The following is a 21,225-nucleotide window of genomic DNA, read 5'->3' on the forward strand; positions in this document are numbered from 1 at the left end:
GAATTGCTGGCGGGGGCAACCCCGCAAAGACGAGGACCCCCGAGGCAGCGCCCGGGGGTTTTTCGTTGCCCGCCTCAGACCGCGAGCGTGGCCGCGGCCCAGACCAGAAGCAACGCACCGCCCGCGCGCGCCACAGCCACGCCCGGCCCCGCGAGCTTTTCGACGAGCACCAGAAGCGCCAGCGCCGCGATCCAGAGCAGGTTCATCACCCCGCCGACGAACAAGAGAAGCATCAGCGGCCAGCAGCAGCCGAGGCAGAAGGCGCCGTGGCGGTGCCCCATGCCGAAGGCGCCCCAGGCGCCGTCCCGCCAGTGCCGCGCGAGGAACTCCATCGGCGAGCGGCACTCGACGAGGCAGCGGTATTTCAGCCCCGAGACCTGATAGGCGGCGGCCAGCACCAGCAGCCCGGCCGAGAGCCAGCGGCTCTCCGACCAGAGCATCATCCCCGAGATCAGCCCCGTCTCGACCAGCGCAAGCTGCATGACCGCCGCGACGACCGAAAAGCCGAGCCAGACCGCGAGGTAGCCCGCCGCGAACCAGCCCGGTGACGCGCGCATCGCGTGCCCGCGCGCCCGGCCGCGTGCGACCACGCGGGCATGGATCAGGATCATCGGCAGCGCGGAAGGCAGCATCATCGCGATCATCATCGCCCACCACATCAGCGCCATCAGCGCGACGTAGCGCAGACTCCACCCCGCCGGCCCGGCGAGATTGCGGCCCATCTTCATCCCGGTCTCGGCCTCGAACCCGAGAAGATGCGGAAAGAGCGCCGCCCGGGTCATGGCCCAGGCGGTCATGCCCATCCCCGCGCCCCAGAGCATCCAGAGCGCCGCGGCCGCGAAGATGAGCCCGAGCGCGGTCACCAGAACCGGCCGCCCGTCCCGCGCCAGCCTCTCGAAGGCGGCGAGCACGCCGTGTCAGGCCGCGCCGCGGATGATCCCCTGCGGCCCGTAAGCCGCATGGAACAAGGCGCCATAGCACTTGTCGTGACCGAAATCGGCCAGCCCCTCGACATTCACCTTGAGGTCCGCGCTGCCCATCTCGGCCTCCGAAAACTCGAACCCCTCCGGCAGCACGATCCGCGCTCGGTGCGGCTTGCCCGTCACCGGGTTGCGGATCGGCTCGATGTCGAGCCGCAGCATGTCGCCCACCCGGAACGAGCCCGTCCGCGCCGCCATGTCGCAGGCGAACTGGATCTCCTCGAAGACTGGATCGAACTCCTTCTCCATCGTCGAACCGTAGATGTTGAACATCGTGGTCGGTTCCTGCTCCTCGCCGCCGAGGATCTTGAACAGCGCCTCGACCTGTTCCGGGCTCGCGCGCTTGTCGATGATGCCCTGCACCTCGCCGCCGCCCTCGTGCACCGCGCCGGGCCAGCGATACCAGGCCGCTACCACCAGACCGTCAAGCGGCACCTCGCCGAAATGCCCCTTCTCGATCAGATGCGCCTCGACCCCCCGGCAATAGCCCCGGCTCGGCCTCCCGTTGAACTCGCACGGGCAGCCGTAGTCGCAGCTGCACCCGGCGATCTTCGGCCCCCGGATCTCCCAGTCCACATAAGCCATGTCTTGCCCCCCCATTTGCAGGCGGCACCGCGGCGCGTCCGCGCCGGCGCCGCGCGAGAAACATACACCAAATCGCCCGCCGCGCCCATCCGGGGCCCCGCCCCCTTTTCCCCGCCGCGCCACTCGGCTACCAAATCGCGACGGAAGGAGACCCCGATGACAGACCTGCCCCGCCGCGCCGCCCTGGCGCTCCTCCTCGCCGGCCTCGCCGGCTGCGGCTCCCGGCGCCACCGCCACCGTGGCGACGGCCCGCAGGGCTCCGCCGAGGTCAACCGCCTGATCTCGAAATACGCCCGCATCTACGACATGCCCGAGGATCTGATCCACCGCGTCGTGCGGCGCGAGAGCGGCTACAACCCCGAAGCCCGCAACGGCCCCTACTACGGGCTGATGCAGATCCATCCCCAGACCGCCCGCACGATGGGCTATCGCGGCCGCCCCGCGGGGCTCCTCGATGCCGAAACCAACCTGCGCTACGCCGGCAAGTACCTGCGCGGCGCCTGGCTTGTCGCGCGCGGCAACCGCGACCGGGCGGTGATGTGGTACTCCAAGGGCTATTACTACGAGGCCAAGCGCATGGGCCTCCTCGAAGAAACCGGCCTGCGCGGTTGATGGGTGCATTCGTGGAATTAGTGCCCTGGATCGTCGGCGTTCTCGGGGTCACGAACGCATTTTCCTACCTCTTGTTCGCCATCGACAAGAAAAGGGCGCGAACCGGCGACTGGCGTATCTCCGAGCAAACTCTGTTGCTCGCCGCGTTTTTCGGTGGCGGCGGCGCGAAACTCGCGCAACACCGATTGCGGCATAAGACTAAAAAAGAACCGTTCCGCACCTGGCTCAACATCGTCGTCGTGCTTCAGATTCTCGTCGGCACAGTGCTTTTCTTCCCGCCCGCCCGAATCGCCACCAGCGAAACGCTCTCAAACCTTCTGATCCGAATTACCGCCAGCGAAACTTTCTCAAGCCTGCTGATCCGAGACGGTCAGGCCCATGAAAGTGGCCGGGTCATGCCACGGCGTTTCGGGCCGGGGAGCGACTGAACGACGACCTCAGACCGGGATCGCCGTCGTCTGCCGCACCGTCCTGAGCGCGAAGGACGAATGCATCTGCGCCACCCCCGGCAGCCGGGCGAGAAACTGGCGGTGGATGCGGGCGAAATCCTCGGTATCCTCGGCCACGACCTTGAGGAGATAATCCGCCGACCCCGCCATCAGGTGGCATTCGAGGATGTCCGGCACCAGCTTCACCGCCCGCTCGAACTCCTCCAGGACCTCGTCGGCCTGGCCCGAGAGCGTGATCTCGACGAAGACCGTGGTCGGCCGCCTGAGCTTGCGCGCGTTCAGGAGCGCCACGAAGCCATCGATATAGCCCTCCTCCTCGAGCCGCTGCACCCTCCGGTGGCAGGCCGAGGGCGAGAGGTTCACCTGCTCTGAAAGCTCGGCATTGGTGATCCGCCCCTGCTTCTGCAGAACCGTCAGGATTCGCCTGTCCGTCGCGTCGAGTTGCATAATCACGCAAGATCCTTCGAACAAATCCCATGTTCTTCGAAGTTATCACGAAAGCTACCCCAAATGACCAGAAAAATCTCAAAGCAATTTCATGCCGCCTGCGCCATCCTGCCCTGCATGAATATTTCGGGAGGACCCCATGAAGATCGGATGCCCCAAGGAAATCAAGCCGCAGGAATTTCGCGTCGGCATGACGCCGAACGCCGCGGGCGAGGCCATCGCGAATGGCCACCAGGTGGTGATCGAGACCGGCGCCGGCCTCGGCGCGGGCTTCGCTGACGCGGACTACACCGCGGTCGGCGCGACGATCCTGCCGACGGCTGCCGATGTCTTCGCCGAAGCCGACATGATCGTGAAGGTGAAGGAGCCGCAGGCGGGTGAGCGCAAGATGCTGCGTGAGGGCCAGATCCTCTTCACCTACCTCCACCTCGCGCCCGATCCGGAGCAGACCAAGGACCTCCTCGCCTCCGGCGCGACCTGCATCGCCTACGAAACCGTGACTGACCGCAACGGCGGCCTGCCGCTCCTCGCGCCGATGTCCGAGGTCGCGGGCCGTCTCGCGCCGCAGGTCGGCGCCTGGACGCTGCAGAAGGCCAACGGCGGCCGCGGCGTGCTGATGGGCGGCGTGCCCGGCGTCGGCCCGGCCAAGGTCATCGTCATCGGCGGCGGCGTCGTCGGCACCCATGCGGCGAAGATCGCGGCCGGCATGGGCGCGGATGTCACCGTGCTCGACCGCTCGATCCCGCGCCTGCGCTATCTCGACGACGTCTTCGGCGGCACCTTCAAGACCTCCTATGCCTCGGCCGGCAACATCATCGAGCTGGCACGCCAGGCCGACATGATCATCGGCGCCGTGCTGATCCCCGGCGCCGCCGCGCCGAAGCTGATCACCAGGGCGCAGCTGAAAGAGCTGAAGCCCGGCGCCGCGCTCGTCGACGTCGCCATCGACCAGGGCGGCTGCTTCGAGACCTCGCGCGCCACGACGCACCAGGACCCGGTCTACGAGGTCGACGGCATCATGCACTACTGCGTGGCCAACATGCCGGGCGCCGTCGCCCGCACCTCGACGATCGCGCTCGGCAACGCGACGATGCCGTTCATGCTCGCCCTCGCCAACAAGGGCTGGCGCCAGGCCTGCGCCGACGACGTGCATCTCCTGAACGGCCTCAACGTCCATGCCGGCAAGCTCACCTATGCCGCCGTGGGCGAGGCACTCGGGCTCGAGACGATCACCGCCGAAGCCGCGCTGAAGATCTGACATCGCCCCTCACGCGACGCCAAAGGCCCGCCCCCCGGCGGGCCTTTTCGTTTCCGGGTCGGACGGCGACTGCTCCTGCTTGAAGTCGGCGGGGAAGGAACCGCCGCCGCGGCCCAAATCGCGAGCCGCTATTTCGGGGTAATGCGCGCGGCCATCGTGTGGGTCACGATCTTTCCATCCTGCACAACGAAAGTATCCGCACCGAATTCATAGACATTGTTCGGCGACTCGGCATTCCACGTCGTGAGAGCGGTGTTTCCCTCGAATACGAGCGCTTCGGTTTCCATGGAGACGTCGGCCTGCGAGAACTCGGCAAAGAAGGTCTTGAAGAAGCCACGGATTTCGTCGGACCCGTGGTAGACCTTGTCGGCCAAGATGAGCGTGGCGTCGTCAGCATACGGCGCGACCGCCGCGCCCACATCGAACTGACCCACACCCTGAAGGTGGCTCATCACGACGTCTTTGGTGATTTCGGTATCGGCGAAGACGGGCCCGGCGGCCAGAGCCGCGAGGAAGGCGAGGGTAAGCCACTGCTTTCTGTCGCTCATGTCGAAGTCCTTCGGTGAAATACCTGACGACAGGACATCCAGATGACATCCGCTTGGGAAAAGTGGTGCCCGAAGGGTAAGTGGCAGCACGGAGCCGCACAAGTTTGGCGCCCTGACAATGAAGTGATCTGCGCCCGGCGGCGGCGGCAGGTTTCGCGGACCGGGTTCCAGACACATGGATCTTCAAAAGGCATCCGCCGTATCAGGTTGCGACGCGGCGCCAGCCCTTCGGACGTCCGAACATGATCTCGATCCGGTTGCGCCGCATGTCGCGGCGCTTGTCGGAGCGGACGGCTTTTGCGTTGGACTCACGGCCGGGGATACAGAGGCGTATCCCCTTGTCTTTCAGTGCTTCCCGGAACCAGCCTGGATGGTGCCCCACGGGGTGGTGCAGGAGCGCCGACCTTCGGAGGCGAGACCTTCCACGATCCGGGGCGAAGCCCCCCCTGTCGCCGCGTCGCTTCCAGCGGTTGTAGAGGGTCTTTGGCGGTCCGCACCCGCAAGGTGCATCGCACCACCGCGACCCATGGCGATTAATAAAGACAATGCCACTCGCCGCGCGCCGGTCATCTAATCGCGGCTTGCCATGGCTCGTGGGACTCGAGGCGCGTCAGCAAGCGATCCAGTGGATCGACCGAGCGGCGATCGGTTGAAGACGCACCATCTGGGTCGTCGGGAAAACGGTCCGCTGAACCGATTTCTGATCCTCCTCCATCCGTCAGCTAGAATGGGTTGGTCATGTTCAGATCCGCTTGCGGAGCCCGAACCATGCCACCGACGCGAAATCAGTGGGCCCTGGCCACAGGGGCAGTGGGGTAGCCATCGGAATTGAGAAATCCCGTGTCTTGAAGAACTTAGATGGGATAACGGCTTCCTAGGGCGTGTGCCCCACCAGTCATCACACCCGACCGTCCGGCCGCCAAGCCCATGTTTCAGAAGTAAGTGGAGGCGGGTACCGGAATCGAACCGGTCTTCACGGATTTGCAATCCGCTGCGTAACCTCTCCGCCAACCCGCCGGAGGTGGAAGCGAGATATACCATGCCAAATCGTCGCGCAAGCCGATAGCGCGCCGGAAGTTGCCAGTTGAGGACATCCTGCCCCGTTGCCCCTCCTTTCTTTCTGTGGCAAGAGGTTGGGCAACCTGAAGCCAATGCCATGAGTTCAGTCAATGACCGATTTCGCCGCCCTTCGCACGATGATGGTCGATACCCAGGTCCGTCCCAACGACGTCACGAAATTTCCGATCATCGAAGCGATGCTCTCGGTCCCGCGTGAGGCGTTCGTGCCGGGCTCTCGCCGCGAGGCCGCCTATGTCGGCGGCAATCTCGCCATCGGCGCCGGCCGCGAGATGCTCGAGGCGCGGACCCTCGCCAAGATGCTGGACGCTCTCGACATCCAGCCGAGCGACCTCGTGCTCGATATCGGCTGCGGGCTCGGCTACACGACGGCGGTGATCGCGCGGATCGCCGAGGCGGTCGTGGGGGTCGAGGAAGATCCCGAGCTTGCCGCTCAGGCGCAGTCCCGGCTCTCGGCCGAGGGCGCCGACAATGCCGCGGTGATCGAGGCTCCGCTTGCTGGCGGCGCCGCCAAGCACGGCCCTTATGACGCGATCGTGGTCGAAGGTGCGGCCGAGACCGTGCCCGCCGCGGTTCTCGCCCAGCTCAAGGAAGGCGGGCGCATCGCCTGCCTGTTCATGGAAGGACCGCTCGGGCTTTGCCGGATCGGCCACAAGGCCGACGGCCAGGTGACCTGGCGGCTGGCCTTCAATGCTTCGGCACCGGTGCTGCCGGGGTTCGATCAAAAGCGGACGTTCACACTCTAGGTCGGCTCCCGCAGTGGGAGACGGCCAACGGCGACGGGAGAGAGAGACCGAATGAAACCTTCGACGAAATTCCTCCCCTCCAGGCGTGCGCTGACCGCCGGGCTAACGGCCCTCTCGCTGGTCGCGGCGGCTCCGGCCTGGGCCGAGACTCTCGCCGACGCGTTGGTTGCGGCTTACCGGACCTCCAATATCATCGAGCAGAACCGCGCCGTGCTGCGCGCCGCCGACGAGGACGTGGCCACCGCGGTCTCGACGCTGCGGCCGGTTGCCGCCTGGGCGCTGGACGTCGGATATACCAACGACTTGCAGAACGAAGGGCTGAGGTCGTTTCTGGGGCTCAATGCGCAGTGGACGCTGCTGGATTTCGGCCGCAACCGGATCGGGGTCGACATCGCCAAGGAAACGGTTCTGGCGACCCGCCAGTCGCTGATCGGTGTCGAGCAGGACGTGCTGCTCGAGGCTGTCCGTGCCTATTTCGTCGTCCGCGGCCAGGTCGAGAACGTCGCGATCAACGAGAACTCGGTCCGTGTTTTGAGCGAGACGCTGCGCGCCGCCCAAGACCAGTTCGACGTCGGCGAGGTCACGCGGACCGACGTCGCGCAGGCCGAGGCGCGGCTTGCCGCCGCACGGGCCGGTCTTGCCGCAGCCGAGCGCGAGCTTGCCGTGGCGCGCGAGGATTATCGGGCGGCCACCGGCCAGTATCCCGGCAGCCTTGCGGCGGCGCCGCGCGGCCCCGCCCTGCCGCGTTCGATCGAGGAAGCCCGCGCGATCGCGCAGCGCAGCCATCCGTCCATTCGCCAGGCGCAGTTCCAGGCGCGTGCGGCCGACCTCCAGGTCACGCTCGCGGCGGCGGAGCGGATGCCCACGATCATCGGCAGGGCCTCGGTCGGCATCGACGAGGACGGCAACGACTCGTCATCCGTCGGCGTCGAGCTGAACCAGACGCTCTATGCGGGCGGCCGACTCTCGTCGCTGCATCGCAAGTCGATCGCGCAGCGTGACGCGGCGCGGTCGGTGCTGCTGCAGTCGAGCGTGAACGTGGTTCGCGACCTTGGCACCGCCTGGGCCGAGATCGAGGTCGCGCGTGCGCAGATCTCCGCCGCCGAGCTCGAGATAGAGGCCGCCACGATCGCCTATGACGGTGTACGCGAAGAGGCCAAGCTCGGCGCCCGCACGACGCTCGACGTGCTCGACGCCGAGCAGGAGCTTCTGGACGCGCGCGGCAACCGGATTTCCGCCGAGGCGAGATACCAGATCGCGATTTATGCGCTCCTGTCGTCGATGGGATTGCTGACGGCCGAGCAACTGGGCCTTGGCGTGCCGATCTACGATCCGGAAGGCTATTACAACGCCGTCAAGTCCGCGCCGCTGACCTCGGTGCAGGGCGAGAGCCTCGATCGGGTCATGAAGGCGATCGGCAGGAACTGAGCGCCGGCCTCGGTTGCCGGCTCGGCCGGGGCGCTCTACAATGAGAGTCCGAACGGTTGAGGTGTTTCCATGTCTGATCTGCGGACGAATCCGGAAATTGAGGACGTGCTTTCCTCGATTCGCCGCCTAGTGTCAGAGGATGGGCGCCATCGCCCGGCCCCCGCGCCAGAGCGGACTCCGGCGCCTGACGATTCGGATGACAAGCTGGTCCTGACCGACGCGCTGAGGGTCGCCGGGAACGAGAAAGAGCTGCTGCCGGAGGCCGAGGAAGGCGCCGACGCTGCCCTCGATACGGCCGCCGACCTCGAGTCGCCGACGGCGGTCGAAGCACTGCACGCCGACACAGGTCGGCAGTCTCTGGAGGCGACGATCGCCGAACTCGAGGTCGCGGTCGCCAGAATCGGCGACGACTTCGAGCCGGACGGCAGCGAGATCGCGGTGCCGGACGAGGCCCTCGCGCAAGAGGAGTTCATCGAAGACGGCTTAGAGACGGACGAGCCGGCGGCCGGGGATTCCGCACCGGGCTTCGCGGAAGCGAGTGCAGATGTCGACTTGGCCGACGAAGAGGGCGACCGCCACACCGAGGCATCACAGGATCGCTACGATGACGAGCCATGGGCGGTCTTTACCGATGACGACGAAAACCCCATGTCCGACGCTCCGGACGTACAGCCCGAGTCGCCAGATCGCGATGAGACGGCCGAGGCCCCCGATCCTGATATCGAGGTCGAGGAGGCAGCGGAACCCGGACCGGCACGCCGGCTCCATCTGACGGCCGCCGACGCGGTTGCTGACACCGGAATGACGGAGCCGGACTCCGCCGTTGAGCCCGCGGCTGCCCCCGGACAAGCAAGCGCATTCTGGTCCGATGATGTCGAGGGCGACGTCGAGGACGCCGAGATCGAAGCCCTGCGCGCGCTCGTGGCCGAGCTGATCCGGCAGGAGCTGCAAGGACCTCTCGGCGAGCGCGTGACCCGCAACATGCGCATGCTGGTTCGACGCGAGATTCAACGGGCGCTCGACGCACGCAAGTCCGACTGAACCGCGCCCCGGTCTTGGAAACGGAAACGAAAAACGCGCCCCGAGGGGCGCGTTTTTCGTTTTGCTTGCGCCGGCCTGCTTACGCCGCTTCGGCTTCCTCGGCCGCGTGGCGCCGTTCGCTTTCCTCGCGCGACAGCGCGACGGAGGTACGGATGCCCTTGCCGACGAATTCCATCAGGCCCTTGACGACCCGCTCGTTGGGGTCGATCCCGGCACAGGACAGAACCTCGCGGCCGTCACGCGACCGCGCCCAGCGGGCAATCTGCTCCGGCCCGTTGCCATACTTCTTGTCGTCGGCAATCGCATCATCCAGCGCCGCAAGGACCACCGCCGCGAAAAGCTTACGCGACCTCTGGCCTTGCTCGTAGTTGAATGCGGTGCCATCCACGAAATCGCGCATTTCCTGACTTCCGTTCTTCTTGCTCTTGTGTTTCTCGGCGTTCCGCTGTCTATGGTGTTTCGCCCCCGATTCGGTATTCCCCTTTTGGAATGACTGCCATGCATCTTGTGCATAGGTCGTTCCGGGGCCTACAGTATCTAGCCTGCTTGTCACCTCGAAGCCCGGCATATATATGTGCCGCCCAGTTCCATTCAACCTTCCGTCAAGGTTTAGAGACATGCCCAAGATCAACGGCAACGAAATCCGCCCCGGCAACGTCCTGGAGCACGACGGCGGCCTGTGGGCTGCCGTGAAGGTCAACCACGTCAAGCCCGGCAAGGGCGGCGCCTTCGCACAGGTCGAACTGAAGAACCTCCGTGACGGCCGCAAGCTCAACGAGCGCTTCCGGTCGGAAGACAAGGTCGAGCAGGTGCGGCTCGAGCAGAAGGACCAGCAGTTCCTTTACGAGAACGACGGCATGCTCGTCTTCATGGACAACGAGACCTTCGAGCAGATCGAGCTGCCGGCCGACCTCCTCGGTGACCGCCGCCCGTTCCTGCAGGACGGCATGGTCGCGACGATCGAATATTACGGCGACGAGGCGCTCTCGATGCAGCTGCCGCAGAAGGTCGTCTGCAAGGTCGTGGAGACCGAGCCGGTGGTGAAGGGCCAGACCGCCGCCAACAGCTACAAGCCGGCGATCCTCGACAACGGCGTCCGGATCATGGTGCCGCCGTTCATCGGCCAGGACGAGGACATCGTCGTCCACACCGAATTCATGGAATACAGCGAACGCGCCTGAGCCGCGCCGCACTGCCTGACCCGAAAGCCGCCCCGACGGGCGGCTTTTTCATGCCAGCACGATCCGCGCGGCACCGGCCCGCATCTCGCCGCCCGCGCGGTCGAGCCGAAGATAAGCGATTGCGTGATCTCCGGACCGGGTGAAGAGCCGCCCGACGGGCTTGCCCTCGGCGGTGATCTCGGTCCCGGCCGGAGCCTCGCCATCGACTGTCACGCGGGTGAGCCCTTTTCTGAGCTCGGTCTTGTGCTTCATCCGCGCGGTGACCTCCTGGCCGACATAGCAGCCCTTGCGGAAGTCGACGCCGTTGAGCCGCTCGAAGCCCGCTTCGAGGATGTAGCTCTCCTCCGGGATCAGCTCGATCCCGGTCTCGGGGATGCACTGGGCGACGCGGATCGCGTCCCAGTCGATCTGCGGCGCGCCGCCCGCCTCGGTCCCGTAGCGCCTCCAGCCGAGCGCCGGGTGGCGCGGATCGGCGTAGGCGCCCTCGGGCGCGTCGCCGAGCCCGCGCGTGACCTTGAGATCGGTCAGGGTGATCGTCACCTCCGCCCGCAACCGATACATCGCGAGCCGCCGGCCGAGCGCCTCGGCCTGGGTCGCGTGGGCATCGAGCAGGATCCGGTCCCCGTCCGGCACGAGAAAGAAATCGGCAAGGTACTTGCCCTGGGGCGACAGGAGCGCGGCATAGACGAGCTCCTCCGACAGGCGCCCGAGATCGTTCGTGACAAGGCCCTGCAGGAACGGCTTCGCGTCCCGCCCGGCAATCTCGAACACCCGGCGGTCTGGTGCGGCTTCGCCCGTCATCGTTCGCGTCCTTCTTCCTGACCGCCCTCGGGGGCGGGACCGGCAAGATGCCGTTCCGGGCGCGGGAGGTAAAGGGCTCTCCACGCGGTTGACCTGCGACGGGGCCCGCGCATAGTCGTTCCTGACAGGAGGAGCCAGACGATGACGCTGTCGAACGGTCGCCGCTATCTCGCCATTCCCGGCCCCACCGTCGTGCCCGACCGCGTGCTCGCCGCGATGCATCGCGGCTCACCCGACATCTATGCCGGCGAGCTGATCGCGATGGCCGAGGGGGTTCTCGCTGATCTCCGCCGGGCCGCCGCGACCCGCGCCGCCGTCGCGATCTATGTCGGCAATGGCCACGGCGCCTGGGAGGCGGCGATTGCCAACATGTTCTCGCGCGGCGACCGGGCGCTGGTGGCGGTGACCGGTGCCTTCGGAGCGGGCTGGGCCAATGCCGCCGAAGGAATGGGCGTCGCGGTCGAGAGGATCGATTTCGGCCTGCACCGACCGGCCGATCCGGCCGCCATTGCCGCGGCGCTCGGGGCCGACACCGATCGAAAGATCCGCGCCGTTCTCGTGACCCATGTCGATACCGCGACCGCGGTCCGCAACGACCTCGCCGCGGTCCGGGCGGCGATCGACGCGGCCGGCCACCCCGCGCTTCTCGCGGTGGACGCGGTCGCCTCGCTCGGCTGCGAGGCGCTCCGGATGGACGACTGGGGGATCGACGTGCTCGTCGCGGCGAGCCAGAAGGGGCTGATGTGCCCGCCGGGGATCGGCCTCCTCTGGCTCTCGGACCGGGCGCGGACCGCGGCGCGCGATGCCGACCTGCGCACCCCCTATTGGGAGTTCGAGTCGCGCGCCGATCCGGCCGAGTTCTGGCACCGATTCGGCGGCACGCCGCCGACCCATCACCTCTACGGCCTGCGCGAAGCCCTGACGATGCTGCTGCACGAGGAGGGTCTGGAGGCCGCCTGGGCGCGCCATGCCGTGCTCGCCCGCGCGGTCTGGGCGGCGTTCGACGCCTGGGGTCGGGGCGGTGACATTGCACTCAACATCGCCGCCCCGGGTGACCGCAGCCATGCGGTGACGGCAGCGCGGATCGGCGGCGGCGGCGCCGCGCGGCTCCGGGCTTGGTGCGAAGCGGTGGCAGGGGTGACGCTCGGGGTCGGGATCGGCATGGCCGAGCCGGACGATCCGGCCCGCGACGATTTCCTGCGCGTGGCGCATATGGGCCATGTGAACGCCCACATGACGCTCGGAACGCTCGCGGTGATGGAGGCCGGGATGCGCGCGCTCGACATCCCCCACGGGCCAGGGGCGCTCGACGCGGCCGCCGAGGTCGTGGCCGGGGCTGGTTAGCCGCGCGCGGCCGCCAGCGCCTCCGGCAGGGCCTCGGCGAAGCGGGCGAGGTCTTCAGGGCGGCCGCAGCTCACCCGGATGCAGCGGTCGTGGGGGGCGACGAAGGGCATGCGGACGAAGATGTCGCGGGCGGTGAGTTCGGCGAGCACGAGACGCGCGAAACTGCCATCCCGGCCGCAATCGACCGTCACGAAGTTGGTGGCCGAGGGCAGCGCCACGAGGCCGTTCGCCGAGGCGATACGCCCGATCTCGTCCCAGGCGGCGGCGACCTTCGCGCGGATGTCGGCGAGGTGAGGCTGGTCCTGAAGCGCCGCGAGCGCGCCGGCCTGGCTGATGCGGCACATGCCGAAATGGTTGCGGATCTTGTTGAAGGCGGTGATGAGGCCGGCCTCACCGATGGCATAGCCCACCCGCGCGCCGGCCATGCCGTAGCCCTTGGAGAAGGTGCGCATCCGGATGACCCTCGGGTCGTCCGCGTCGATGGCGGGGGCGGTGCCTTCGGGGGCAAGCTCGACATAGGCCTCGTCGAGGGCGAGAAGCGTGCCGTCCGGAATCGCCGCGATCATTCGGGAGATGGTTTCGGCATTGTGCCACGAGCCCATCGGATTGTCGGGGTTGGCGAGGTAGATGAGCTTCGCCCGGGTGTCCCTGGCCCTCGCGATCAACGCCTCGGGGTCCTCGTGGTCGCCCCGGTAGGGCACCTTGTGGAGCGTGCCGCCGAAGCCCGCCACGTGGAAGTTGAACGTCGGATAGGCGCCCTCGGAGGTGACGACCGCGTCGCCGGGGCCGACGAGCATCCGGACGAGGTAGCCGAGAAGGCCGTCAATCCCTTCTCCCACAACGATATTTTCCAGTTCGACCCGGTGATGCGCGGCGAGCGCGTGGCGGAGGTCATGGTTTTCCGGATCGCCGTACATCCAGATATCGCGGGCAGCTTTCGCCATCGCCTCGACGGCTTTCGGCGAGGGGCCGAAGAGGTTCTCGTTGGCGCCGAGCCGGGCGGCGAAGGGGCGGTTGCGGGTGCGTTCCTGGGTTTCCGGGCCGACGAAGGGCACGGTGGCGGGGAGGCTTGCGACGAGTTGCGTGTAGCGGGGTCCGGTCATGGCTGGCCTCTCGTCTGGTGGCGAGGCCGGGGGCGCTGCCCCCGGACCCCCGGGGTATTTGGGCAATGAAGAAGCCTAGCCGATTTCGGACAGGCGCTTCAGGGCGGCGTTCAGTTTCGCGGCCTCGTCCTCGCCCAAGGCGAGTTTCTCGCGGGTTTCCTCGACGATTTCCTCAGGCGCGCTTTCGACGAACTTGGGGTTGGAGAGGCGGGTCCTGAGGCCGTTCAGATCCTTCTCCAGTTTCTCCAAGGTCTTGGAAAGGCGCGCCTTTTCTTCGGCGATGTCGATCACGCCCTCGAGCGGGATGGCGAAGCTGCCGCCCTCGACCGGAACCGTGATCGCGCCTTTCGGGGCCGTGCCCTCGGTCATGCCGTCGAGCCGCGCGAGGCGGGTGATCATCGGCTCGTTGCGGGCGAAGGCGGCGCGGCCCTTCTCGTCCATCGCGGTCATCACGAGGGGGAGTTTGAGGCCCGCCGGCACGTGCATCTGGGCGCGAGCGGAGCGGATTTCCTCGATGAGGGCGATCACCCAGTTCATCTCGCGGTCGGCGGTTTCGTCAATGAAATCAGCGCCATACTCCGGCCATTCGGCGTGGACGAGGAGCTTCTCGCGGGTTCCGGTCTGGCCCCAGAGCTCCTCGGTGATGAAGGGCATGAAGGGGTGCAGGAGGATGTAGCACTGGTCGAGCACCCAGGCCATCGTCGCGCGGGTCTCGGCGGCGTCGTCGCCATCCATCAGGGGCTTGGCGAACTCGACATACCAGTCGCAGACCTTGCCCCAGACGAAGGCGTAGAGGGTGTTGGCGGCGTCGTTGAAGCGGTAGGCCGCGAGCGCCTCGTCCACCGCCAGCCGGGCTCGGGCGGTCTCGCCGATGATCCAGCGGTTCACGGTATGCGAAGTGTCGGAAAAATGTATGGCAGGCGTATGGCCGATGTCGCGGCGAAGCGCGCCGTTCATCTCGGCGAAGCGGGTGGCGTTCCAGAGCTTCGTGGTGAAGTTGCGGTAGCCGGCGATGCGGTCCTTGGAGAGCTTGAGGTCGCGGCCCATCGCGGCCATCGCGGTCAGCGTGAAGCGGACCGCGTCGGCGCCGTATTCGGCGATGAGGTCGAGGGGGTCGAGGACGTTGCCCAGGGACTTCGACATCTTCTTGCCCTTCTCGTCGCGGACGAGGGCGTGGACATAGACGGTGTGGAAGGGGACCTGATCGACGACGGCCAGCTGCATCATCATCATCCGGGCGACCCAGAAGAAGATGATGTCGAAGCCGGTGACGAGGACGTCGGTCGGGAAGTACTTCTTCCGTTCGTCGGTTTCTTCGGGCCAGCCGAGCGTACCGATGGGCCAGAGGCCGGAGGAGAACCAGGTGTCGAGGACGTCGGGGTCGCGGTCGATCCTGACAACGGCATATTTCTCGCCGCTGGGAAGCTCAAACAGGCGATACGATTGCCCAAATCCGTGCTCCTCACGCACTAGGGTCGCTTTGCCCGCGCCGCAAGTTTCTGACGAATACTCTTCGTCATCCGGAGTAACGAGATCGACCCGGATGGACGAGCCGGAGTCTTCAGATCGCTGATAAGTTTTCATGATCTCGGCAGAGACCGATGGCAAGTCGGAGCCGCAGCCCATCACGTTTCGGCCCGTGGGCTCACCGCTGGAGTCGATCTCCGGCCCGTACCACACCGGGATCTGGTGGCCCCACCAGAGCTGGCGGGAGATGCACCAGGGTTCGATGTTTTCCAGCCAGTGGAAATAGGTCTTGGCGTCGCGTTCGGGGAGGATGCGGGTATAGCCTGCGTTCGGGTCGAAGGCTCCGGCCTCTTGCGCGGCCATGCCCTTGCGGACGGCGTCGAGCGCGGGTTCGACGATCTTCGCGGTATCGACGAACCACTGGTCGGTCAGCATCGGCTCGATGACGACCTTGGAGCGGTCGCCATGCGGCTGCATCATATTGTTCTGATCGACCAAGGGAAGGCGTTCGAGGTGCTCGGCGCCGGTTTCCTTGTCGATGGACTTCGTGAGGACCGTGACCGCGAGCCCCTCGGCGGTGATCTGGTCGATCACTCGGCTCCGGGCCTCGTAGCGGTCGAGGCCGCGGAGGTCGTCGGGGACGAGGTTGAGCGCGTCGGTCTCGGCCTCGGTCAGCGTCGTTTCGCCCCGAGCGACGGACATGGCCACGGCGGCGGCCTCGGCGTAGGGCGCGCCGTCGGCCCGCATGTGGGCCTTGGTGTCCATCAGCCGGTAGCAGGGGATGTTGCCGCGCTTGGCGACGCCGTAGTCGTTGAAGTCATGCGCGCCGGTGATCTTCACCGCGCCCGAGCCGAAGGTCGGGTCGGGGTATTCGTCGGTGATGATCGGGATCAGGCGGCGGTGCTCCTTCGGGCCGACCGGGATCTCGCAGAGCTTGCCGACGATCGGGGCGTAGCGCTCGTCCGACGGGTGGACCGCGACGGCGCCGTCGCCGAGCATGGTCTCGGGCCGGGTGGTGGCGATGGAGATGTAGTCGCGGGTCTCGCGGAGCGTGACGTTGCCGTCTTCGTCCTTCTCGACGTATTCATAGGTCTCGCCGCCGGCGAGCGGGTACTTGAAGTGCCACATGTGGCCCTGCACCTCGATCTGCTCGACCTCGAGGTCGGAGATCGCGGTCTCGAAATGCGGGTCCCAGTTCACGAGGCGCTTGCCGCGGTAGATCAGGCCCTTGTTGTACATGTCCACGAAGACCTTGATCACGGCGTCGTGGAAATTGCCCTCGTCCGAGGCCGGCGCACCGGGGGCGCCGGACATGGTGAAGGCGTTCCTGGACCAGTCGCAGGAGGCGCCGAGGCGCTTCAGCTGGGTGATGATCGTGTCGCCGGACTTGCCCTTCCACTCCCAGACCTTTTCGAGGAACTTCTCGCGGCCCATCTCGCGGCGGGTGGCGTTGGACTTGTCCTTGGCCAGCTCGCGCTCGACGACCATCTGGGTGGCGATGCCCGCATGGTCCTGCCCCGGCTGCCAGAGCGTGTCGAAGCCGCGCATCCGGTGCCAGCGGACGAGGATGTCCTGGAGCGTGTTGTTGAACGCGTGACCCATGTGGAGCGAGCCCGTCACGTTCGGCGGCGGGATCATGATGCAGAAGGTCTCGGCGCCCGGTTTGGCGTTGGCGCCGGCCTTGAAGGCGCCGGCGCTTTCCCAGGCGGCGTAGAGGCGTTCTTCGGCTTCCGCCGCGTTGAAGGTCTTTTCCATCGGCATCGTCGGGTCCCGTTCCTTGTCGCGTTTTCCTTAGCGAAAGGGCGCGGGAAGGGAAAGGGGCGGGGCTCTGCCCTTGCCGCCGGCCTGCTTCGGGCTGTTGCCGCTGCAGGGTGCTTGCACGGCCGGGCGTCACGCTGCCAAGTTGCGGCGTGTCGACGGGGCTTTTCCACGACCTTCAGGCCTATGGTTCGCCACCGGGCCTGCCCGGTATGTGCTGTTTTCCGCCCCGGGGTTTGTGGGGCAAATCGGGTGAAGGTCTCACCATGCGACTCCAGCCGGTTCGCCGGGCTGTGCGGGCAGACGGAAGCCGCCAGCCTGCCGGACCTGGCCGGGCTCGAATTGCCGGTACCGGCTTTCAGCACGCCGAACCGGTGAGGGGTATCAGGGCCGGGAATGACGAGGTGTGGCTCGCCGGGAAACACGGGCCATCCAGGCGGCGCGCATGGCCGGAGGTGCCTTTCGGCATCGACGCCGATGCGTCGGAGGTCGGGGCCATCGAGAGGGTGACGGCAAAGGGCGCTTGCGCCACCCGCGCCCGCTACGCGGCCATTGCCAGACGCGGGGACGGCGACGCGTCAGGTCCGACCGGTCGGCTATTCGGGAGCGGGCGCAAGATGGTTCTAGCATGCGCTAACGCTCTGGATTCGAGAAGTGAGTCCTGCTCACCGACGAGCGCAACAAAGCCTCGGAGAGGCGGCGCCCGAGAGGTGACCGCAGTGCCCGCAAAGCACGCGGGCCCGCGATCGCGCCACCTGCCTTGCGCCCGCCCCCTCAGCCTTTCTTCAGCGCGTCGCGGATCTCGGTCAGCAGCTCGATCTCGGTCGGCCCGGACGGCGCCGGCGACGCCTCCTCGGCCTTCATCACCGCGTCCTTGACCCGGTTGACGCCCTTGACGAGCAGGAACACGACCCAGGCGATGATCAGGAAGTTGATCAGCGCCATGATGAAGTTGCCGTAGCCGAAGACCGCCGCCCCCTCGCCCTCGCCGAGCCGGACGCCGAGGCCGGAAAAGTCGAGCCCGCCGGTGAAGAGCGAGATGATCGGGTTGATCAGGTCCTCGACGACCGAGGTCACGATCGCGGTGAACGCCGCGCCGATGATGATCCCGACGGCCATGTCCATGACATTGCCGCGAGCGACGAACTGCCTGAATTCCTTGAGCATATCCTGTCCCTGCCGGTAAATGTTGCGCCGCGCGAGCCTAGCACGGGGCATGGGCCGCAAGGCAAGCCCCCGGCGCTAGCCGCCGCGCCCGTCGGCGGAATCGAGCAGCGCCACGACCTCGGCATCCGCCACCTGCGGGAAGGCGCGGTAATGCGCGCCGACGGCGATGAAGGGGCGCGGCGTCTGAAGGCAGATCACCCGGTCGGCAAGACCCGCGAACTCCGCCAGCGCCTCCTCCGGCGCCACCGGCACGGCGAGCACGATCGCCGCCGGCCCCGCCGCCCTCAGCGCCCCGAGCGCGGCCCGAAGCGTCGCGCCGGTGGCGATGCCGTCGTCGACGACGATCGCGGTCGCTCCCGCGAGGTCAGGCTCGGCCCGGTCGCCAAGATAGATCCGCCGCCGTTCCGCCATCTCGCGCCGCTTGGCCGCGACGGCATCGGCGAAATCCTCCGGGCCTCGCCGGATCGACGCCAGAACATCGGGATTGAAGACCGGCGCGCCGCCCTCGGCCACCGCGCCCGCCGCCAGTTCCTCATGCCCCGGCACGCCGATCTTGCGCACGAGGATCAGCCCCAGGGGCGCACCGAGCCGCGCCGCGATCTCCGCCGCCACCGGCACGCCGCCGCGCGGCAGCGCCAGCACGACCGGCATTTCCGGCGCCAGCGCCTCGATCTCGTCGGCCAGTTTCCGCCCGGCCTCGACGCGGTCGGTGAACATGCGGCCCTCCTTCCGATCGGAACCGTCCCAGTCTGCCAGACCCGCCCGCCCCGGCCAAGCGCGGCGCCCCGGTCAGCCCGCCACCTTCCGCGCCACGATGTAACGCCGCGGCGGCTGGACGGGATAGTTACCGGTCTCGATGATCCTGAACCCGGCCGCCGTCACCATCGCCTCCAGCTCGGCGATGCGCGTGAACCGCACGAAGGGTGCCTTTCCCAAAAGCTGCATGACCGGCAGCGCCCCCCGCATAAGCGTCAGCACCAGCCGTTCTCGCGTCCAGCCCGAGCCCGGTTCGGGCAGGCAGATCGTCTTCGAGATGAAGAGCCCGCCCGGCTTCAGACGCGCCGCGATCCGACGCAGGGCCCGCTCCGGATCGGGCAGGAGATGCAGGAGGTTGAAGGCGAGAACCGCGTCATATTCCCCCTCGCCCGGCGCCTCGTCGAGTACATCGACGGCGGTGAAGCGGATGTTCGAAACCCCCTCCGCCTCGGCCTTCCGCCGCCCGACCGCGATCATCGCCGGCGAGACATCGCTCGCCGTGATCTCGCCGACGCGCGGCGCCAGAAGCAGCGCGGTCGATCCGGTGCCGCAGCCAAGCTCCAGCACCCGGTCGTCCGGGGAAAGGTAGGAGCGGGTCCGCTCCAGCGTGTACGTGTAGGACTCCATGTCCCGGATGGGCGACTTCGCATATTTCTCGGCGATGCCATCCCAGAACTTCGCTGCGGTCTGCATGTCGTGTCTCCTTTACCGCAAAGATTATCCATGCGTTTCCCCTCGGGGAATTGCCGAAATCCGCAGTTGGCTTATACATATACGCATGAATGATCGTCCCGGCCGCTTCGACTGGAACCATGTCCGCGCCTTCCTCGCCACCGCCGAGGAAGGCTCGCTTTCGGCCGCCGCGCGGGTTCTCGGCCTCACCCAGCCGACGCTCGGCCGCCAGGTGGCGGCACTCGAGGACGATCTCGGCCTCCTCCTTTTTGAACGCATCGGTCGCTCGCTGCAACTGACCGGTGCGGGGCGCGAGCTTCTGGCCCATGTCCGCGCGATGGGCGAGGCCGCGAACCGCGTCGCGCTCGCCGCCGCGGGCCAGTCGCAGTCGATCGAGGGCAAGGTGCGGATCACCGCGAGCGAGGGCATGTCGGCCTATGTCCTCCCGGCCGCGCTGAAGCGCCTGAGGGAGGCCGCGCCGCGGCTCGAGATCGACGTGGTCGCCGCCGACGACATCCGCGATCTCATGCGGCGCGAGGCCGATATCGCGATCCGCCATGTCCGCCCCGAGCAGCCCGACCTCGTCGCCCGCCTCGTGCGCGAGGCCGAGGCGCATTTCTACGCCGCCCGCTCCTATCTCGACGCCCGCGGGAGACCTCAAAGCCTCGCCGACCTTGCCCGGCACGATTTCGTGGGCTTCGGCGACAACGAGCGGATGCTCGACTACCTCCGCCCGCTCGGCATGCCGCTGTCTACCGCGAACTTCCGCATCGGCTCGGAGAACGGCATCGTCGCCTGGGAACTCGCGCGCCAGGGTTTCGGCATCGCGCCGATGTGGGACGAGCTTGCCCGCCGCGATCCCGGCATGGAGCGGATCCTGCCGGAACTGCCGCCGATCGTCTTCCCGATCTGGCTCGCCACCCACCGCGAACTCCACACCAGCCGGCGCATCCGTCTGGTCTTCGACCTTCTCGCGGATTTTCTGGGGCAGGCAACCTGAAGGCACGCCCGCCAGCGCATCACACGAACAGCGCGTATCAGCCGCGCCAAGCGCCCGGCGACAGCCTGGTGGCGAGATCGTCGAAATCCGCGGCGACCAGATCGAACTCGTCCTCAAGCCCGTCCGCGTGGTAGTCCTCGCCCGGATCCTCGATCTGCGGCAAGACGTAGACGGTGCGGTATCCGCATAGACTGGCCGCGCGCAGATCGCTCGGATGCGCGGCCACCATGGCGATCTCCTCGGGCCGACAGTCAACGATCTCCGCCGCACGGGCGTAGCAGTCCGGATCGGGCTTGTAGCTGCCGATCATCTCGCAGCAGAGAAACCCGTCCCATTCGAGGCCACTCACCCTCGACGAGCCGGCGGCCATCGGCCAGCTGAGGATCGTCAGCGGCAGGACCGGGTATGTCAGGCGCAGCGCGCGAAGGCCGTCGCGGGCTCCGCGCCATGCCGGCATCCTCCGCCACGCATCGTGGAGATCGCGCCGCACCGTGGCGTCCGGCAGCAGGCCGGATCGCGCCAGAAGGGCGTCCATCACGCCCGCGAGCATCTCGTCAGAACCGCGCCGGCCGGAGACGCCCTCGGCCGCGACACCCGCTTCTTCGAGGAATGCCGCCCGGCACTCACGCGCGAACCCCGCATGATCGAGACCCGCAAACTCCCTGTGCCGCCGCAAGGTGGTAACAATCGGCGTGTGCCAGTCAAACACCGTGCCGCCGATATCGAAGAGAAGCGCCCTGACCTGCATGTCACCCTCCCGGTCGCCGATGCAGGATCGCACCGGCGGCCGGGACGGACAATCCAG

General features: G+C 67.3%; 21 protein-coding genes, 1 tRNA gene and 1 pseudogene. 9 read left to right on the forward strand and 14 right to left on the reverse strand.

Annotated elements, in window-relative coordinates; translation table 11 throughout:
* Positions 1-74 precede the first annotated feature (74 nt).
* Entirely contained in the window at positions 75-911 is an 837-nt protein-coding gene (locus tag OEZ60_RS13805) for a DUF2182 domain-containing protein (RefSeq protein WP_263337276.1), read from the reverse strand.
* A 6-nt stretch (positions 912-917) separates the two neighbouring features.
* On the reverse strand, positions 918-1,565 hold the full coding sequence (locus OEZ60_RS13810; protein ID WP_263337280.1) for a DUF1326 domain-containing protein: 648 nt from the start codon (positions 1,563-1,565) through the stop codon (positions 918-920).
* A gap of 156 nt (positions 1,566-1,721) precedes the next feature.
* Between OEZ60_RS13810 and OEZ60_RS13815 the strand changes: the two genes are divergently transcribed.
* Together OEZ60_RS13815 and OEZ60_RS13820 are read left to right on the forward strand one after the other, a co-directional pair.
* Positions 1,722-2,177 carry a lytic transglycosylase domain-containing protein gene (locus OEZ60_RS13815; protein WP_263337283.1) on the forward strand — a complete coding sequence of 152 codons (456 nt, stop codon included), beginning with the start codon at positions 1,722-1,724 and terminating at the stop codon, positions 2,175-2,177.
* Positions 2,177-2,605, forward strand: a complete 429-nt coding sequence (locus tag OEZ60_RS13820) for a DUF1294 domain-containing protein (RefSeq protein ID WP_263337287.1) — start codon at positions 2,177-2,179, stop codon at positions 2,603-2,605. The genes OEZ60_RS13815 and OEZ60_RS13820 overlap by 1 nt, the downstream gene beginning before the upstream one ends.
* 9 nt (positions 2,606-2,614) lie before the next feature.
* On the opposite strand, the gene OEZ60_RS13825 is transcribed toward OEZ60_RS13820, so the two are convergent.
* Positions 2,615-3,073: an Lrp/AsnC family transcriptional regulator gene (locus tag OEZ60_RS13825; protein ID WP_263337387.1), complete on the reverse strand. Its 459-nt coding sequence runs from the start codon at positions 3,071-3,073 to the stop codon at positions 2,615-2,617.
* Positions 3,074-3,212: 139 nt separating this feature from the next.
* Between OEZ60_RS13825 and ald the strand changes: the two genes are divergently transcribed.
* The gene (gene ald, locus OEZ60_RS13830) at positions 3,213-4,331 is read left to right on the forward strand and encodes an alanine dehydrogenase (RefSeq protein WP_263337291.1); all 1,119 of its coding nucleotides are present in this window, start codon (positions 3,213-3,215) and stop codon (positions 4,329-4,331) included.
* Between the two features lie 128 nt (positions 4,332-4,459).
* Here ald and OEZ60_RS13835 read toward each other — a convergent pair whose 3' ends face one another.
* The 3 genes and pseudogenes from OEZ60_RS13835 to OEZ60_RS13845 form a co-directional block, all read right to left on the reverse strand.
* Positions 4,460-4,879, reverse strand: a complete 420-nt coding sequence (locus OEZ60_RS13835) for a nuclear transport factor 2 family protein (protein ID WP_263337294.1) — start codon at positions 4,877-4,879, stop codon at positions 4,460-4,462.
* Between the two features lie 205 nt (positions 4,880-5,084).
* Positions 5,085-5,477, reverse strand: a pseudogene (locus OEZ60_RS13840) (transposase); the annotation flags it as partial.
* 345 nt (positions 5,478-5,822) lie between these two features.
* Positions 5,823-5,896, reverse strand: a tRNA-Cys gene (locus OEZ60_RS13845).
* Between the two features lie 152 nt (positions 5,897-6,048).
* Between OEZ60_RS13845 and OEZ60_RS13850 the strand changes: the two genes are divergently transcribed.
* The 3 genes from OEZ60_RS13850 to OEZ60_RS13860 all read left to right on the forward strand — a co-directional run bounded on the left by OEZ60_RS13850 (position 6,049) and on the right by OEZ60_RS13860 (position 9,171).
* Positions 6,049-6,702, forward strand: a complete 654-nt coding sequence (locus tag OEZ60_RS13850) for a protein-L-isoaspartate O-methyltransferase family protein (RefSeq protein WP_263337297.1) — start codon at positions 6,049-6,051, stop codon at positions 6,700-6,702.
* A 51-nt stretch (positions 6,703-6,753) separates the two neighbouring features.
* A complete protein-coding gene (locus OEZ60_RS13855) occupies positions 6,754-8,130 on the forward strand; it encodes a TolC family outer membrane protein (RefSeq protein ID WP_263337300.1) in 1,377 nt (458 codons plus the stop codon).
* A 69-nt stretch (positions 8,131-8,199) separates the two neighbouring features.
* The gene (locus OEZ60_RS13860; protein ID WP_263337302.1) at positions 8,200-9,171 is read left to right on the forward strand and encodes a hypothetical protein; all 972 of its coding nucleotides are present in this window, start codon (positions 8,200-8,202) and stop codon (positions 9,169-9,171) included.
* Between the two features lie 79 nt (positions 9,172-9,250).
* Here the strand turns inward: OEZ60_RS13860 and OEZ60_RS13865 are convergent, their stop codons facing one another.
* On the reverse strand, positions 9,251-9,571 hold the full coding sequence (locus OEZ60_RS13865) for a DUF6280 family protein (RefSeq protein ID WP_263337305.1): 321 nt from the start codon (positions 9,569-9,571) through the stop codon (positions 9,251-9,253).
* Positions 9,572-9,788: 217 nt separating this feature from the next.
* Between OEZ60_RS13865 and efp the strand changes: the two genes are divergently transcribed.
* Positions 9,789-10,352, forward strand: a complete 564-nt coding sequence (gene efp, locus OEZ60_RS13870) for an elongation factor P (protein ID WP_263337308.1) — start codon at positions 9,789-9,791, stop codon at positions 10,350-10,352.
* A 48-nt stretch (positions 10,353-10,400) separates the two neighbouring features.
* On the opposite strand, the gene ygfZ is transcribed toward efp, so the two are convergent.
* Positions 10,401-11,153, reverse strand: a complete 753-nt coding sequence (gene ygfZ, locus OEZ60_RS13875) for a CAF17-like 4Fe-4S cluster assembly/insertion protein YgfZ (RefSeq protein WP_263337311.1) — start codon at positions 11,151-11,153, stop codon at positions 10,401-10,403.
* 141 nt (positions 11,154-11,294) lie between these two features.
* Here ygfZ and OEZ60_RS13880 point away from each other — a divergent pair, with 141 nt between their 5' ends.
* Positions 11,295-12,497, forward strand: a complete 1,203-nt coding sequence (locus OEZ60_RS13880; protein ID WP_263337313.1) for a pyridoxal-phosphate-dependent aminotransferase family protein — start codon at positions 11,295-11,297, stop codon at positions 12,495-12,497.
* On the opposite strand, the gene OEZ60_RS13885 is transcribed toward OEZ60_RS13880, so the two are convergent.
* The 5 genes from OEZ60_RS13885 to OEZ60_RS13905 all read right to left on the reverse strand — a co-directional run bounded on the left by OEZ60_RS13885 (position 12,494) and on the right by OEZ60_RS13905 (position 19,441).
* Positions 12,494-13,600: a pyridoxal phosphate-dependent aminotransferase gene (locus OEZ60_RS13885; RefSeq protein WP_263337316.1), complete on the reverse strand. Its 1,107-nt coding sequence runs from the start codon at positions 13,598-13,600 to the stop codon at positions 12,494-12,496. The genes OEZ60_RS13880 and OEZ60_RS13885 overlap by 4 nt on opposite strands.
* Before the next feature lie 75 nt (positions 13,601-13,675).
* Entirely contained in the window at positions 13,676-16,828 is a 3,153-nt protein-coding gene (locus OEZ60_RS13890; protein WP_263337318.1) for a valine--tRNA ligase, read from the reverse strand.
* Positions 16,829-17,599: 771 nt separating this feature from the next.
* Positions 17,600-17,992, reverse strand: coding sequence for a large conductance mechanosensitive channel protein MscL (gene mscL / locus OEZ60_RS13895; protein WP_263337319.1), 393 nt, complete (start codon positions 17,990-17,992; stop codon positions 17,600-17,602).
* A gap of 75 nt (positions 17,993-18,067) precedes the next feature.
* Positions 18,068-18,709: a phosphoribosyltransferase gene (locus OEZ60_RS13900; RefSeq protein WP_263337322.1), complete on the reverse strand. Its 642-nt coding sequence runs from the start codon at positions 18,707-18,709 to the stop codon at positions 18,068-18,070.
* Positions 18,710-18,781: 72 nt separating this feature from the next.
* The gene (locus OEZ60_RS13905; protein WP_263337324.1) at positions 18,782-19,441 is read right to left on the reverse strand and encodes a class I SAM-dependent methyltransferase; all 660 of its coding nucleotides are present in this window, start codon (positions 19,439-19,441) and stop codon (positions 18,782-18,784) included.
* A gap of 85 nt (positions 19,442-19,526) precedes the next feature.
* Between OEZ60_RS13905 and OEZ60_RS13910 the strand changes: the two genes are divergently transcribed.
* Positions 19,527-20,420, forward strand: coding sequence for a LysR family transcriptional regulator (locus OEZ60_RS13910; protein ID WP_263337325.1), 894 nt, complete (start codon positions 19,527-19,529; stop codon positions 20,418-20,420).
* 37 nt (positions 20,421-20,457) lie between these two features.
* On the opposite strand, the gene OEZ60_RS13915 is transcribed toward OEZ60_RS13910, so the two are convergent.
* On the reverse strand, positions 20,458-21,168 hold the full coding sequence (locus OEZ60_RS13915; protein ID WP_263337327.1) for an HAD-IA family hydrolase: 711 nt from the start codon (positions 21,166-21,168) through the stop codon (positions 20,458-20,460).
* Positions 21,169-21,225 lie beyond the last annotated feature (57 nt).

The sequence above is a fragment of the Albidovulum salinarum genome, assembly GCF_025673475.1.
GTDB lineage: Bacteria > Pseudomonadota > Alphaproteobacteria > Rhodobacterales > Rhodobacteraceae > Albidovulum > Albidovulum salinarum.

Coding starts and splice junctions, on each gene's coding strand:
- OEZ60_RS13890 (WP_263337318.1), bottom strand. CDS start 16,828: ATGCCGATGGAAAAGACCTTCAACGCGGCGGAAGCCGAAGAACGCCTC.
- OEZ60_RS13910 (WP_263337325.1), top strand. CDS start 19,527: ATGAATGATCGTCCCGGCCGCTTCGACTGGAACCATGTCCGCGCCTTC.
- mscL (WP_263337319.1), bottom strand. CDS start 17,992: ATGCTCAAGGAATTCAGGCAGTTCGTCGCTCGCGGCAATGTCATGGAC.
- OEZ60_RS13905 (WP_263337324.1), bottom strand. CDS start 19,441: ATGCAGACCGCAGCGAAGTTCTGGGATGGCATCGCCGAGAAATATGCG.
- efp (WP_263337308.1), top strand. CDS start 9,789: ATGCCCAAGATCAACGGCAACGAAATCCGCCCCGGCAACGTCCTGGAG.
- OEZ60_RS13880 (WP_263337313.1), top strand. CDS start 11,295: ATGACGCTGTCGAACGGTCGCCGCTATCTCGCCATTCCCGGCCCCACC.
- OEZ60_RS13810 (WP_263337280.1), bottom strand. CDS start 1,565: ATGGCTTATGTGGACTGGGAGATCCGGGGGCCGAAGATCGCCGGGTGC.
- OEZ60_RS13865 (WP_263337305.1), bottom strand. CDS start 9,571: ATGCGCGATTTCGTGGATGGCACCGCATTCAACTACGAGCAAGGCCAG.
- OEZ60_RS13815 (WP_263337283.1), top strand. CDS start 1,722: ATGACAGACCTGCCCCGCCGCGCCGCCCTGGCGCTCCTCCTCGCCGGC.
- ald (WP_263337291.1), top strand. CDS start 3,213: ATGAAGATCGGATGCCCCAAGGAAATCAAGCCGCAGGAATTTCGCGTC.
- OEZ60_RS13900 (WP_263337322.1), bottom strand. CDS start 18,709: ATGTTCACCGACCGCGTCGAGGCCGGGCGGAAACTGGCCGACGAGATC.
- OEZ60_RS13835 (WP_263337294.1), bottom strand. CDS start 4,879: ATGAGCGACAGAAAGCAGTGGCTTACCCTCGCCTTCCTCGCGGCTCTG.
- OEZ60_RS13915 (WP_263337327.1), bottom strand. CDS start 21,168: ATGCAGGTCAGGGCGCTTCTCTTCGATATCGGCGGCACGGTGTTTGAC.
- OEZ60_RS13885 (WP_263337316.1), bottom strand. CDS start 13,600: ATGACCGGACCCCGCTACACGCAACTCGTCGCAAGCCTCCCCGCCACC.
- OEZ60_RS13855 (WP_263337300.1), top strand. CDS start 6,754: ATGAAACCTTCGACGAAATTCCTCCCCTCCAGGCGTGCGCTGACCGCC.
- OEZ60_RS13850 (WP_263337297.1), top strand. CDS start 6,049: ATGACCGATTTCGCCGCCCTTCGCACGATGATGGTCGATACCCAGGTC.
- OEZ60_RS13825 (WP_263337387.1), bottom strand. CDS start 3,073: ATGCAACTCGACGCGACGGACAGGCGAATCCTGACGGTTCTGCAGAAG.
- ygfZ (WP_263337311.1), bottom strand. CDS start 11,153: ATGACGGGCGAAGCCGCACCAGACCGCCGGGTGTTCGAGATTGCCGGG.
- OEZ60_RS13860 (WP_263337302.1), top strand. CDS start 8,200: ATGTCTGATCTGCGGACGAATCCGGAAATTGAGGACGTGCTTTCCTCG.
- OEZ60_RS13820 (WP_263337287.1), top strand. CDS start 2,177: ATGGGTGCATTCGTGGAATTAGTGCCCTGGATCGTCGGCGTTCTCGGG.